Origin of the sequence: Streptomyces griseus (genome assembly GCF_900460065.1) — a bacterium.
In the GTDB taxonomy this organism is placed as follows: Bacteria; Actinomycetota; Actinomycetes; order Streptomycetales; family Streptomycetaceae; genus Streptomyces; species Streptomyces griseus.
In genome coordinates, this window is sequence record NZ_UAVD01000026.1 from 214,946 (window position 1) to 226,893 (window position 11,948).

The following is an 11,948-nucleotide window of genomic DNA, read 5'->3' on the forward strand; positions in this document are numbered from 1 at the left end:
TTCGGGTTCGCCCCACCGGGGCGAGTGTCCAGACAGATTCGCATGTTCATCCCTCATGTCGGTACAACGGCGTGACGCGGCGGCTCTCCAACACGGCGAGCGTGTCGGGGTCGTAACGGCAGGAGATGAGCGTCGAGAACCGCTTGGTCCGGACCTCCCTGTACAGCTCAGCAAGGTTGTTTTCCAGGTAGTGCACGACACCGTTCGCGCCTATGGCGTGGACGCCCGCGATGTAGAGGAACGTGCCCCGCCCGTCCAACCGCGGAAGTCGCCCCAGATAGCCCAAGTCGCCCGGCGAGCCGTCCTCGTCCAGGGGCGAGCGGTACTCCTTTCCTGCCTTCCGGTCGAGTAGGTGCCACGCCCGATCCTTCTCAAACCGCAGGTTGTCGTCCCCCTCAAGCACCTGGGCAACGATGGGTGACAGGCGCGGGCCGCAAACGACGACATGGTTGTCCCGATTGAGGTTGACGATCCCCGTCGTCGGGATCACCTCGTACTCCGCTTCCAGCTTCATGCCACCCAGCAACTTGCGCAGGTGCTCGAAGTTGTCGAGGTCTTCCCTGGTCACAACCTCACTGGGGTTCTGGTCAGGCCCCTTGCCAGCTTCGTACTTGCCGCCAAGCGAGACCGTTACCTGCCCGGTGCCGAAGAACGCTCGCTCGGGAGGCGGGCCGGCAGAGGCTAGTTGACCAACCCGCCCACGGCTGACCCCGAGTTTCGTAGCGATCTCAGCCTGAGTCATGCCCGAAGCCTGCGCTTCCTCGATGGCTTCACGCCGGACCCGGGACAGCTCCAAAACCCAGCCTTGATACGTCGCCATCAGGTCGATTGCAGCTTTGGCCCTGTCGACCGGTGCCGCGATTTCCGTGACTCGCTTCATGTCATCGTGCACGGCTCTCCAATGCTCGCCTAGGGGGGCTAACGAACCGTACCGCAAGAGGGGGTTGCGCGCAGCCCGCGGTTTGCCTACGGTACCTAACAAGCAACACGGCAACCCCCCCTAAGCAAGGTCGAAAGGGGACCCGTGAAGCGTTTCTTACCTGCAAGAACGCAACGCACGGGCCCGTGAGGGCCATGAGTACCTGCTTTGGCAGGGGCGAGGGACCCGGACCCCTTGGCAGTCCGGAGGGCTTAGACCGAAAGGTCATGTCTCCATACGCCTTCGCCGGGACTCCGCTCTACCTAAAACGGGAGCGGCCCCGAAGGAGACATCTGCACGATCACAACTTCCGCAGCTCATCGGCTGTGGGCCGGCTGCCTCCGCTGCTCGTCTCGTACGAGCAGCGCTGAGGGGAGCCGGAGATCCGACTTCAACGGCGCGCGGCCCCGGTGCTGGAACACCGGGGCCGCTGTTCGGGCCGTTCACTCCCTGAGAGGAACCACGACCCATGAAGCACATCGGTGCTGTTCAGGCGGTTGTTACCGCCGACCTTTCCGACCGCGAGCCCACGGCCGCGGAGCTGGACCTGATCGAGCAGGAAATGCCCGTGATCCGGGCGGAAATCGAGTTGCTGGACGCGCAGATCATCGCGCTGGACCACACGCCCAACGAGCTGGACGCACGACGGATCCGCCGGGCGAGCCGCAAGGTACTGGCCGCCCGCCTCGCAGCGGCCAACCTGACCGTGATGCGCATCCCCGGAGCGTCCGCATGAGCGCCCCCACCACGCTGGCCGCCGCGCATGCGGAGGTGAAGGCGGAGATCGTGCGGACCGACACGAAAACCGGTCTGCTGCTGGCGTTCGTCGGCGCGGTCCTCGCCGGATCATGGACCGTCGCCAAGGACGTCCCCCTGACCGCCCCCGCCTACGTCGCGGGCGCCTTCGGGCTGGCGCTGCTGGTCGTGGCGGCTGGTCTGCTGCTGCGGTCGGTGCGGCCGAACCTGCGCGGCGGACACGGCTTCCCCCTGTGGGCGACCCTGACCGCCGACCAGATCACCGCCACCCTTACCACCGACCAGGCGGCGGCGGTGGCGAACCTCTCGCGCATCGCCATGGCCAAGTACACCGGCCTGCGCCGCGCCATCGACCTGACCTTGGCCGGCGGGGCGCTGCTCATCCTGGCCGCGCTGCTCGCCCTCGGGGGTGCGGTGTGAGCGGGTTGGAGGGGGCGCGGGAGTTCACCGCGCAGATGTCCATCCGTACCGGTCACTGGCGTCTGTACGTGGTGCTGCCGAACAGGATCGAGGTGTGGCCGGCATACCTGTTCGGGCGCGCGATCCCGACGTTCACCGACCGTACGGACGCGCTCAGCGTGCTCGGCTTCGAGCCGGTACCGGGCGCCGAATGGGAGTGGACCGAGGACAGCGAGATCCACGACGACCCCACCTCCGCGGCCGTGCTGATCGCTGCGATCCGGGTGCGTTCACAGTCGGGGGTGAGCGTATGAACGCCGTTCACATCCGTTCAGCCGAGCGTGCGCTGTCGGTAGGCACGTGGCTGATCGTGGCGGGCGCCATGCTCTACTCGATCCTCACCGTCACCCCGCTCGCCGCCGCGCACACCCCCGACAAGTGGGACTGGACCGCCCCCATCCTCCCCCTCGTGGTGGATGCGGCGGTGGTCATCGTGGTCCGCCTGGACGCGGTCCTCGCGAGGCTTGGGGGCAACGGTGGGCGGTGGCCCATCGCGCTGCGGTGGATGACCGGCTGCATGACCCTCGCCCTGAACGTCGCGGACTCCGCACTGAAGAACGACCTGGTGGGCGTGGCCGTGCATGCGGTCGCGCCACTGCTGCTGATCGTCACGGCAGAGACCGGCCTCGCCTACCGGCGGGCCATCACCGCCGCCGTGATGGAGCTGGAGGCCAAGCAGCACGCCGAGCGCGAAGCCCATGAACGCACCGCCATCGAGCGGCGCGAGGAGAGCGCCCGACGGGCCCGCGAGGAGCGCGAGCACGCCGCCGCGCTGGTGCGTGAGCAGCGTGAGCACGAAGCGCGCATGGTCCGTGAACAGGCCGAGCGGGAGGCCGCTCTACGGCGCGAGGAACGCGAGCGCGAGCAAGCTCGGGAGGACGCTGAGCGGGCCGAGCGTGAACAGCGCGAGCGGGAGCGTGAACAGTCCCGGCGCGAGCGTGAACGCCGTGAACGCGAGGCCGCCGAACGCGCCGAGCGCGAGCAGCGGGAGCGTGCCGAGCGGGAGCGCCGTGAACGGCAGGAGCGGGAGGAGCGGGCCGCGCGTGAACGCGCCGCGCTGCTGTCCGCCGGTCCGGCCACGGACAAGCTGCCCGAGGACGACGCGCGCGCCATCGTGGCCGCCGCCCGCGCGGAGGGCATGTCGGTGCGCACCGCCGCGGAGCTGTGCGGCTGGTCGGTGGGCTGGGTCTCCACCCGGTACGCCGAACTGCGCGGCCCCGTCAACGGCACCTCGGTTGATCTCGCCGGTACGGGCCGCTGATGACCACCGTCCCGGTCGGTGGCTCGCTGCCGGTGTACCGGTGGCGCCTGGCCTCTGAGGGTCTGGCTACCCGGCGGCAGCTCCGTGCGTTGGGGCTGCGTCCGGGTGGTCAGGACGTGGTCGCTGAACTCCAGCGGCCCCGCCGACGGCGGGGCCCGCTGGTCGCCTACCTCTACCGCCTCGACCTGGCCAAGCCGGTCCGGCCGATGACCCCCGGCCGGTGGGCAGCTCTCGCCAGGGCCAACCGCGCCCGGCGGATCTGTCCCGCCTGCCGGCGTGATGCCGGATACGTCATCCCCACCTCGCTCGGTGCCTGCGTTCCCTGCACCGACACCCCGCCTGACCTCAGGAAGGAGTCCTGATGGCCCACCGTGACCCGCCGGGAATCATCGCCCCGCACATCCCCGCCGACGCCTACCGCCGCGCCGAAGCCACCGGGCAGCCGGTCGTCATCGTCGTGCACACCACCGACCAGAGCGGGCGCCCGCTGCACCACTACCTGTTCCCGATCGTCATCGCGGGCGCGGGGGTGGCGGGGGTGTTCGGTCTGGTGGCCGCGTTCCTCGCGCTGCTCGACTTCGCCGCACAGACCGCCACTGCGGTGGGCGGCGCCGCCGGGACGCTCGGCATCGGCGGCATCACCCTGCGCCTGGCTCGCCCCAAGGACTGAACGAAATGGCCCCCGCTCGCCCTCGAAGAAAAGGGAGCCACAGGCGGCCCGCAGGACGCCCGGCCCCCTCTCCGTGTGGGGCGAGACCCCCGGGCCCGCGAACGGCCGTTCAGGGCCCCGCGCAGAGGTTGCACAGCCTGATTTTCCGCCGCCCTACGCGCGCGTGCGCGTAGGGCCCCCACCCCTCCCACGGCTCAACTCTGCAACTTCGCAGGTCAGAAGTGGTTGCAGGGGTTCAACCGGTGCTGTCGATGCAACCGACAGCACTGCCCTGTGCAACTTGGTCGGGCCGGTGACGCCATGCGACGGCGCACCGGCCCTCATCCACGGTCTTGGAGGACCCTCACGTGGACTGGAAGCAAGCATGGTCGACCACCGCCCACACCACCAACAGCGCACTCGATTCCCTCACCCCCCTGTGCGCGCCGTTCGCCGCCCGTTGGGATCTTGAGGCGGACCGACGGAACAAGCTCCGCACCCCGGAGCACCTCAAGGCGCTCATGGCAGCGCAAAAGGAGCACAACGGCGCGCGCTCCACGCACGCCACCGCCAAGAGCCAGCAGCTCACCGCGCGCGCCGCATCCAACAACCCGTTCGCCGCCGGACGTCGGGCCGCGCGGGTGGCGAGCAAGGCCGCCGCCCGGCACGAGCGCGACACCCGCGCCAAGCTCAAGGCCGCGCGGGTGAACTACCCCAGCACGCTCAAGGCCCGTGCGATTCAGGCGCACTCGGTGCACGCCGTGCCGAGCGCTGTTGCGTCCGCGCTCATGTCCACCTCGCACCTCACCCTGTGGCCGGCCGCCACCTCGGCCGTGCTGGTCGGGGCGAACGTGGCCGCGCTCGCGCTCGGGCGGCGCAAGCTGCGGGTGGCGGTCGATGAGTCGGTGTCGCTGGAGGAGCGGCAGCTCATGGAACGGCTGGATCCGTCGTACTGGGTGGAGCACGCTCCGGATCGTGGTCTGTCGGGCACGGTGACCACGCCCCCTGCCATCGAGCCGGGCGGCATCCGCTGCGAGATCCGTCTAGATGGGACGTGGACGGTCAAGACGCTCGCGGACAAGGCCGACTCGGTGCGGGCGCTGCTCGGGGCGCGCACCGCGCTGCGCATACGGATCACGTCCGCCTCGCGCGGCGGGTGGGCCGTGGTGACGTTGGCGACGCGGTCGGCAGCCGCGGGGGTTTCCTCGCTGTGGACCCCGGACCGGATTCCGTCCGACCCGCTGATGATGAGCCTCGCGCTGGATACCGAGACCGGCGATGAGGTCCTGGTGCCGTTCGATGAGCGGCTGTTGGTGTCCGGCGCGTCCGGTACCGGCAAGTCCTGGTCGTTCCGCCCACTCATGGCCACCGCGCACCTGCGCGGGGACCTGCTGCTCATCGACGGCAAGGGCGAAGAGGCCAATATCTGGGAAGCCGCGTGCCGCGTCGCCGTGGAACGCGACGAGATCACCGACGCCGTGGACGAAGCACACGGCGAGATGACCCGCCGCAAGGTCGACATGAAGCAGCGCGGGATCAGCGTGTGGGACGGCCGACAGCTCACCGTCGTCGTGGACGAGGGACAGGTCATCCTCGCCCTGATCGCCAAGGACAAAGACCGCCTCCAACGCCTGATCGAACTCTCCTCTCTCGGGCGCTCGCGCGGCGTCGTGCTGTGGTGGGCCACCCAGTACCCGCTCACCGACGGTGGGGCGCCGGGCGTGCACAAGCTGATCGCCCCCAACCTCCTCACCCGGTTCTCGCTGCGAGTGGCCGGCACCACCCAGGCCCAGGTGGCGCTGGACGACTGCGCGCACTACGCCCCGCACCAGATCCCCGACGGGCGCGAGTACCGCGGGCACGGCTATCTCAAGGGCTACGGGCCGCGCATGCTGCGCACCTGGACCCTGGACGACGCAGGCGTACGAGCCCTGCCCAAGTCGATTTGGTCCCCCGCGAAGACGTCGGGTGGCTCCTCGCTGCGCCCGCCGCTGCACCTGGTCAAGGGCACCGCCGCGCCGTCCGGGATGGCGTCCAACCGGGACAAGGTGCTCGCCGCGGTGCAGTCCGGGGCGCGCACCGCGCGGGACGTGGCAGATGCGACCGGCCTGAACAAGGGCACCGTCTCCCGCGAGATCAAGGCCCTCACCGCGAGCGGAGCACTGCACCGCACCGCTGACGGGATGCTCCTGCCCGGCCAGCAAGCAGCCTGACCACTCCAGCGGAATGACAACGGCGGCCCCCTCACGCCAATGAATCGGGGCCGCCGCCAATCCAGCACGTCTAGGAACTGGAGACCTCCAGCATGACCCAACCCACCGACATCCGGCGAGTCCCCGCCGGTCTCGAACCCTTCCGTGTGCTCGATGCGTTCTCGTGCATCGGGGGCGCCACTCGTGGCTACCGGCGCGCGTTCGGGCCGAACTGCCACGTCACCGGCGTGGACATTCAGGCGCAGCCGGACTACTGCGGTGACGTCTTCCACCAGGGCGACGCGATCGAGTACATCCGCGCGCACGGCCACAAATTCGACTTCATCCACGTCTCCCCGCCGTGCCAGGGCGAGGGCGCCCCGACCAAGGGCACCAACGCCGCTCGCAACGCCGCGATCGGCCGCACCTACCCCCGGCTCATCGTGCCGACCCGGGCCGCGCTGGAGGCAACGGGCCGGCCGTACGTGATCGAGAACGTGGCTGGCTCCGACGTGCGCAAGGACATCCGCCTGTGCGGAGAACAGTTCGGCCTGGCGGTGCTCATGCACCGCTACTTCGAACTCGGAGGCTGGACGTTCCCGCAGCCTGCCCACCCGCGCCACCGTGGACGGGTGCGTGGTTGGCGGCACGGCGAGTACCACGAGGGCCCCTACGTCGCCGCGTACGGCAAAGGCGGCGGCAAGGCCACGGTGGAGGAGATCCGGGAAGCCAAGGGAATCGACTGGTCCACTGATCACCTGCGTCTGCGTGAAGCGCTCCCGCCCGCATACACGCAGTGGATCGGGGCCGCCTACCTCACCACCCTCGCCCCCCGGCTGGAGGTGGCGGCATGAGCGAGCACCTGCGCACCGCGCTCACCCTCGCCGCCCACGGCGTGCCCCCGTTGCCACTGCGAGTGGGCAAGGTGCCGTTCGGGAACTGCCCGACCTGCGCGCGCAACGCGTGCGGTGGCCGGCCGAACATGAAGACCCCCGGCCCCTGCACCTGCTCGCAGCCGTGCCACGGGTGGGCCGCCGCCACCACCGACCCGAACGTCATCAACTCGACGCCGTGGGAGCGGGCGTGGCGGAAGGCGGCGGGCGTGGCCTACCACCCCGGCGGCGCCGGGGTGACCGTCGTGGACCTCGACAACGCGAAAGCCATCGCGTGGGCCCGTGCGAGCCTGCCCGCCACCCGGACCGTGCCGACAACCCGAGGCGAGCACTGGATCTACCGGGGCATCATGCAGGGTGCCAACGGCGTGCGACCCGGCGTCGACATCAAGTCGACCATGGCCTACGCGCGGTGGCTCGGGCCCGGCGCCGGCACCATGGCGGCCCTGCCGGACGTCGTGCGCGCGCTGACCGTGAAGGCGCCGGCCCCGGCCCGGCCGGTGGCCGTCACGGTGCCCGCGTCGAGCGCGAGCGGGGTCTGCCCGCACCGCACGCCGACCTATCTGGACCGTGGGATCGCGATGGCGGAGCAGCGCATCACCGAGGCCCGAGAGGCGGTGCACGCGACCGTGTACCGGGCGTTCCTGGCGGTGCTGTCCACGCACGGCCGGTGCGGCTGCCTCACCGAGACGCACACCGCCCGGTTGTTCACCGCCGCGCAGGCCAAGGGCGAGAGCGCCCGGCACTGCACCGAGGCGTGGACCAACGCCCTGACCACGTTGGGACTGTAGCCATGGCTGAGGACGACAAGACCCCTGCCCGCGAGATCATCGCGGACTACGCGCAGGAACACTTTCGGTACTTCCGAACCGCTGATGGGACCGTGTACGCGCAGAAGAACGGCCACCCCGTCGCCCGTCCGATCCGCTCCCAGGGCACCACCGGCAGCCACCGACAGGAACTCATGGTCGGCCTGTACCGGGACGGGCGCGGCGCGTTCAACGGGTCCGCGATCAAAGAGGCGCTGGACCTGATCGAAGCACTCGCCCTCACGGAGCAGGTGCAGCCCGTGTACATCCGCGTGGCTCCCGGGTTCGACGGGGCGACGTGGCTGGACCTGGGCCGCGACGACGGGAAGTCCGTGCGCATCCACCCCACCGGGTGGGACATCACCGTCCCCGACCCGCGTGAGGTGTGCTGGCGGCGCACCCAGCTCACCGGGGAACTGCCCCTGCCGGCCAAGGACACCGGCGGCAAGGGCATCGACCTGCTGATGCGGCTGTGCAACTTCGCCAACGCCGAAACCGAGTGCCTGGCCATCGTGTGGCTGATCGGCTGCCTCGGACCGTCCGTGCCGGTCCCCGCGCCGTTCCTCACCGGCCCGCAGGGAGCGGGCAAGTCCACCGGGGGCCGGATGCTCACCCGGATCATCGAAGGGATGAGCGGTGACCTGCGCCGTGCGCCGAAGGACGAGGAAAGCCTGATCGCGGCCGTGGCCGCGGGATGGGTCACCGCACTGGACAACCTCTCCCACGTGACGCCGGACCTGTCGGATGCGATGTGCTGCATCGTGACCGGAGCCGAGAGCGTCAAGCGGGCCCTGTTCACCGACGGGGACGTCTTCCGCGTCGGCTACCGCCGGCCCCTGCTCCTGACCGGCATCGACGTCGGTGTCATCCGCCCCGACCTCGCGGATCGGCTCCTACCGCTGCGGTTGGAGCGGCCCAAGGTCCGGCGCACCGAGGCCGAACTGTGGGCCGACTACGCCGAAGTGCTGCCCGTCGTGCTCGGCTCGCTCCTGGACCTCACCGTCAAAGTCCGCGCCGTGCAGGCGGAGACCCCCACCGATCTGCGCATGGCGGACTTCGCCCATCTGTGCGCGCAGTTCGACGCCGCGACCGGCCTCGGGGCGCTGCCCGCCTACCGGGCCAGTCTGGACGACCTGAATGACGACGTGATCGAGGGCGACCTGTTGGCGCAGACCGTCCTTCTGCACGCCGAGACCATCGAGCCGTGTACGGCGCAGCGGATGACGTCCACGGAGTGGCTTGCCTGCCTCAGCGGCCTCTACAGCGGCGAAGGCTGCCGTCCCCTGCCCAAGGGGTGGCCGACCACCGGCAAAGTCCTCTCGGACCGCCTCAAGCGCCTCCAGCCCACCCTGGCGGCTCGCCGTGTGGTCGTGGACGCGGGCCGCACCAAAGCGGGCCGCTACCTCGAAATGACCCGCACACTCCCCCCTGCCCCGCACGAGCAGAAACGGGCGTTCTGACCCGCGACCCGCACGCTCAAGCGAACTGCAAGAGGAGCACGTGCTCCTCTTGCAGTTCGGCGGAACGCCGCCCCAAAGTCGCGCCGCGCAGCGGCCCCTTCTTCACGCTCTGAGGCGCACCCAAGTACTACAGACAAGCCCCTTCTTTGTCCTAAGTAGGAAGGCGTTGCGTCACCCACGTCACCCGGGCCGGAAAACGGCTGCTGACCTGCGCCTACAGCGGTGACGCAGACGGTTTTCTCTGCGTCATCCTGCGTCATCTGCGTCACCCGGTGACGCAACCAATGACGCGGCGGTGACGCAGACCCGATCCACCATGTCACCCAAAACCGCAGGTCAGAGCACCAAATGACGCTGGTGGCGAGGGTGACGCAGAAATCCAAGCCTCGGACACGTACGGGCCCTATCTCAAATAGTCCACCTCTTCCGCCACGCTCCCGGAGGTTCGTCGTCGTGCCCAGCGCCATTCCTGATCTACCCGAAGCGCTCACCGTTCCCGAGGTCATGCGCGCGCTGCGTCTCAGCCGCAGCAAGGTCTACGACCTCTTTCGCTCCAGACAACTCGAAAGTTTCACCGCTGGCCGTGCCCGTCGAGTCCCGGTCGCCGCCGTACGCCAATACATGCAAGACCGACTTGAGGAGGCCGCCTGATGGCCAAGCGCCGCGCTAATGGCGAAGGAACGATCACCAAGCGCAAGGATGGTCGCTACCAAGCAGCCGCTTACGTCTTCCGCCCCGATGGGACCCGGACGAGGAAGTTCGCCTACGGCAAGACCCGCGAGGAAGTCGCCTCGCAGCTCACGGAGATGCAGGAGATGACCCGACAGGGCATCCCCGCGGCCTCGTCCACGATGGCGTTCGGGGACTACCTGACCTACTGGTTGGCCACCATCGCCCCGGAACGGCTCAAGCCCGCGACGCTGAACAGTTATGAGGGACTGTCCCGCCTCTACATCCGCCCCGCGCTCGGTAAAAAGCGTCTCAACCGACTGTCTCCGGCAGACGTGCGGCGGTTCCTAGCCGAATTCAAGGCTGCCTGCCTCTGCTGCCTGCGGGGTGCCGACGAGGAGCGGCCGGAGGACAAGCGCACGTGCTGCGCCGTGGGCCGCTGCTGCAAGCGCCGCCCATCGGCCCGCACGGTCCAGTACATCCACGCGGTGTTGCGGTCCGCGCTGCAACAAGCGATCCGGGAGGAACTGATCGCGCGCAACGTCGCTCGGATCGTGGAAACTCCCACGGTCGAACCCAAGGAGGTGCGTCCGTTGGACGCAGCCGAGGTCCGCCTGCTGCTCAAGACCGCTCGGCCTCATCGCCTCTACGCTCTTTGGCTGCTGCTCGTGTCCACCGGCCTGCGCCGCGGGGAAGCTCTCGGGCTCACGTGGGCAGACGTCGACCTCACGGCCGGCACGCTCCGGGTTCGGCGGAACGTGCAGCGCATCCGACGGGAATTGATCTTCGGTACGCCCAAGACGATGCGGTCCGTCCGTACGATCTCCTTGCCCAAGAGCTGCGTGCAGGCGCTCACTGCGCACCGGACGCAGCAGGAGCGCGAGCAGAAGGTGGCCGGAGCCAAGTGGCAGCAGACTCCGGGGCAACCGGCCGGACTCGTCTTCACCACGTTGACCGGTCGGGTGACGGACCCGCGCAGCCTGAACCGGATGCTCACCATCCTGTGCCGCGACGCGAAGGTGAGACGCGTACGCGTGCACGACCTTCGGCACACCTGCGCGTCCCTGCTGCTCGCTCAGGGCGTCGACGCGCGGACCATCATGGAGACGCTCGGGCACAGCACGATCACGATGACGCTCGACACCTACGCCCACGTGATGGGGTCGACGCTGCGCGCGGCTGCGGAGCAGATGGACGACGCGCTCGGACTCGAAGATGTGGACGACGACCCGGAGGGCGAGAACGCCGCCTGAGGGGCCATTCCGGGGGCGTTGATGTCACCCGCTGATGTCAAAGGCCCCGCCGGGCGAACCGGCGGGGCCTTTGACCTGTGTGCACTCGGCAGGATTCGAACCTGCAACCTTCTGATCCGTAGTCAGATGCTCTATCCGTTAAGCTACGAGTGCTTGGCGTTCCGGGCTTTTTTCTCCCCGGTCGGCGTTGCGAGAACAACATTACATGACCTGCGCCGTGACGCGAAATCCATTGGCCGCACCGCCGCCGACCTGCGGAAACAGCCTCCAGCGGACCGTCTCGGCCACCCTCCCGGACCAGCCGTCGGCCGGCTTCGGCACCCCCCTGCGCGCCCCCCAGGTGTCCCGGAACGGCCGAAGCCCCGTGCCAGGGGCACGGGGCTTCGGGGTGGAGCGGAGGCGGAGGGATTTGAACCCTCGATGGGCTTTAAGACCCAAACCGCATTAGCAGTGCGGCGCCATAGACCGGACTAGGCGACGCCTCCTCCACACACCTCGCGCGGACGCGAGTGGTGCGTGCAGATGATGACACAGTCGAGCGTCGTGCCACCAATCGCCGCCAACGTTACTAGGCCCGCGGGTGCCAGGGCAAAGCAGTTCGGCGTGGTGCCGCAACGTCCGGGCGTGG

13 protein-coding genes and 2 tRNA genes are annotated in these 11,948 nt (G+C 69.3%); 12 read left to right on the forward strand and 3 right to left on the reverse strand.

Features of this window, described 5'->3' with window-relative positions:
- Positions 1–46 precede the first annotated feature (46 nt).
- Complete coding sequence (locus DTB53_RS14910; RefSeq protein ID WP_042496687.1) at positions 47–892, reverse strand: sigma factor-like helix-turn-helix DNA-binding protein; 846 nt, start codon at positions 890–892, stop codon at positions 47–49.
- 496 nt (positions 893–1,388) lie between these two features.
- On the opposite strand from DTB53_RS14910, the gene DTB53_RS14915 reads away from it, so the two are divergent.
- The 12 genes from DTB53_RS14915 (at position 1,389) to DTB53_RS14970 (ending at position 11,320) form a co-directional block, all read left to right on the forward strand.
- Positions 1,389–1,655: a DUF6284 family protein gene (locus DTB53_RS14915; protein WP_012380006.1), complete on the forward strand. Its 267-nt coding sequence runs from the start codon at positions 1,389–1,391 to the stop codon at positions 1,653–1,655.
- The gene (locus DTB53_RS14920; protein WP_012380007.1) at positions 1,652–2,095 is read left to right on the forward strand and encodes a Pycsar system effector family protein; all 444 of its coding nucleotides are present in this window, start codon (positions 1,652–1,654) and stop codon (positions 2,093–2,095) included. Before DTB53_RS14915 ends, DTB53_RS14920 begins: the two co-directional genes overlap by 4 nt.
- A complete protein-coding gene (locus DTB53_RS14925) occupies positions 2,092–2,388 on the forward strand; it encodes a DUF6303 family protein (protein WP_012380008.1) in 297 nt (98 codons plus the stop codon). The genes DTB53_RS14920 and DTB53_RS14925 overlap by 4 nt, the downstream gene beginning before the upstream one ends.
- Positions 2,385–3,395 (forward strand): hypothetical protein, encoded by a 1,011-nt coding sequence (locus DTB53_RS14930; RefSeq protein WP_012380009.1) that lies wholly within the window; start codon positions 2,385–2,387, stop codon positions 3,393–3,395. Before DTB53_RS14925 ends, DTB53_RS14930 begins: the two co-directional genes overlap by 4 nt.
- Positions 3,395–3,757 carry an RRQRL motif-containing zinc-binding protein gene (locus DTB53_RS14935; protein ID WP_012380010.1) on the forward strand — a complete coding sequence of 121 codons (363 nt, stop codon included), beginning with the start codon at positions 3,395–3,397 and terminating at the stop codon, positions 3,755–3,757. Before DTB53_RS14930 ends, DTB53_RS14935 begins: the two co-directional genes overlap by 1 nt.
- Entirely contained in the window at positions 3,757–4,065 is a 309-nt protein-coding gene (locus DTB53_RS14940; RefSeq protein WP_012380011.1) for a hypothetical protein, read from the forward strand. Before DTB53_RS14935 ends, DTB53_RS14940 begins: the two co-directional genes overlap by 1 nt.
- Positions 4,066–4,412: 347 nt before the next feature.
- Complete coding sequence (locus DTB53_RS14945; protein ID WP_042496691.1) at positions 4,413–6,257, forward strand: P-loop NTPase family protein; 1,845 nt, start codon at positions 4,413–4,415, stop codon at positions 6,255–6,257.
- Between the two features lie 92 nt (positions 6,258–6,349).
- Positions 6,350–7,090, forward strand: coding sequence for a class I SAM-dependent methyltransferase (locus DTB53_RS14950; RefSeq protein WP_012380013.1), 741 nt, complete (start codon positions 6,350–6,352; stop codon positions 7,088–7,090).
- Positions 7,087–7,920 (forward strand): bifunctional DNA primase/polymerase, encoded by an 834-nt coding sequence (locus tag DTB53_RS14955; protein WP_012380014.1) that lies wholly within the window; start codon positions 7,087–7,089, stop codon positions 7,918–7,920. The genes DTB53_RS14950 and DTB53_RS14955 overlap by 4 nt, the downstream gene beginning before the upstream one ends.
- 2 nt (positions 7,921–7,922) lie before the next feature.
- A complete protein-coding gene (locus DTB53_RS14960; RefSeq protein WP_012380015.1) occupies positions 7,923–9,398 on the forward strand; it encodes an AICE element replication initiation protein in 1,476 nt (491 codons plus the stop codon).
- Between the two features lie 453 nt (positions 9,399–9,851).
- On the forward strand, positions 9,852–10,049 hold the full coding sequence (locus tag DTB53_RS14965) for a helix-turn-helix domain-containing protein (RefSeq protein ID WP_042496694.1): 198 nt from the start codon (positions 9,852–9,854) through the stop codon (positions 10,047–10,049).
- On the forward strand, positions 10,049–11,320 hold the full coding sequence (locus tag DTB53_RS14970; protein WP_012380017.1) for a tyrosine-type recombinase/integrase: 1,272 nt from the start codon (positions 10,049–10,051) through the stop codon (positions 11,318–11,320). Before DTB53_RS14965 ends, DTB53_RS14970 begins: the two co-directional genes overlap by 1 nt.
- A gap of 80 nt (positions 11,321–11,400) precedes the next feature.
- On the opposite strand, the gene DTB53_RS14975 is transcribed toward DTB53_RS14970, so the two are convergent.
- Both DTB53_RS14975 and DTB53_RS14980 read right to left on the reverse strand, forming a co-directional pair.
- A tRNA-Arg gene (locus tag DTB53_RS14975) sits at positions 11,401–11,473 on the reverse strand.
- Between the two features lie 241 nt (positions 11,474–11,714).
- Positions 11,715–11,805: transfer RNA gene (locus tag DTB53_RS14980), tRNA-Ser, on the reverse strand.
- Positions 11,806–11,948: the final 143 nt, after the last annotated feature.

What these genes read in the sequence shown, in the direction of transcription:
- DTB53_RS14915 (WP_012380006.1), top strand. Translation starts at nt 1,389, where the DNA reads ATGAAGCACATCGGTGCTGTTCAGGCGGTTGTTACCGCCGACCTTTCC.
- DTB53_RS14920 (WP_012380007.1), top strand. Translation starts at nt 1,652, where the DNA reads ATGAGCGCCCCCACCACGCTGGCCGCCGCGCATGCGGAGGTGAAGGCG.
- DTB53_RS14930 (WP_012380009.1), top strand. Translation starts at nt 2,385, where the DNA reads ATGAACGCCGTTCACATCCGTTCAGCCGAGCGTGCGCTGTCGGTAGGC.
- DTB53_RS14935 (WP_012380010.1), top strand. Translation starts at nt 3,395, where the DNA reads ATGACCACCGTCCCGGTCGGTGGCTCGCTGCCGGTGTACCGGTGGCGC.
- DTB53_RS14940 (WP_012380011.1), top strand. Translation starts at nt 3,757, where the DNA reads ATGGCCCACCGTGACCCGCCGGGAATCATCGCCCCGCACATCCCCGCC.
- DTB53_RS14950 (WP_012380013.1), top strand. Translation starts at nt 6,350, where the DNA reads ATGACCCAACCCACCGACATCCGGCGAGTCCCCGCCGGTCTCGAACCC.
- DTB53_RS14955 (WP_012380014.1), top strand. Translation starts at nt 7,087, where the DNA reads ATGAGCGAGCACCTGCGCACCGCGCTCACCCTCGCCGCCCACGGCGTG.
- DTB53_RS14960 (WP_012380015.1), top strand. Translation starts at nt 7,923, where the DNA reads ATGGCTGAGGACGACAAGACCCCTGCCCGCGAGATCATCGCGGACTAC.
- DTB53_RS14970 (WP_012380017.1), top strand. Translation starts at nt 10,049, where the DNA reads ATGGCCAAGCGCCGCGCTAATGGCGAAGGAACGATCACCAAGCGCAAG.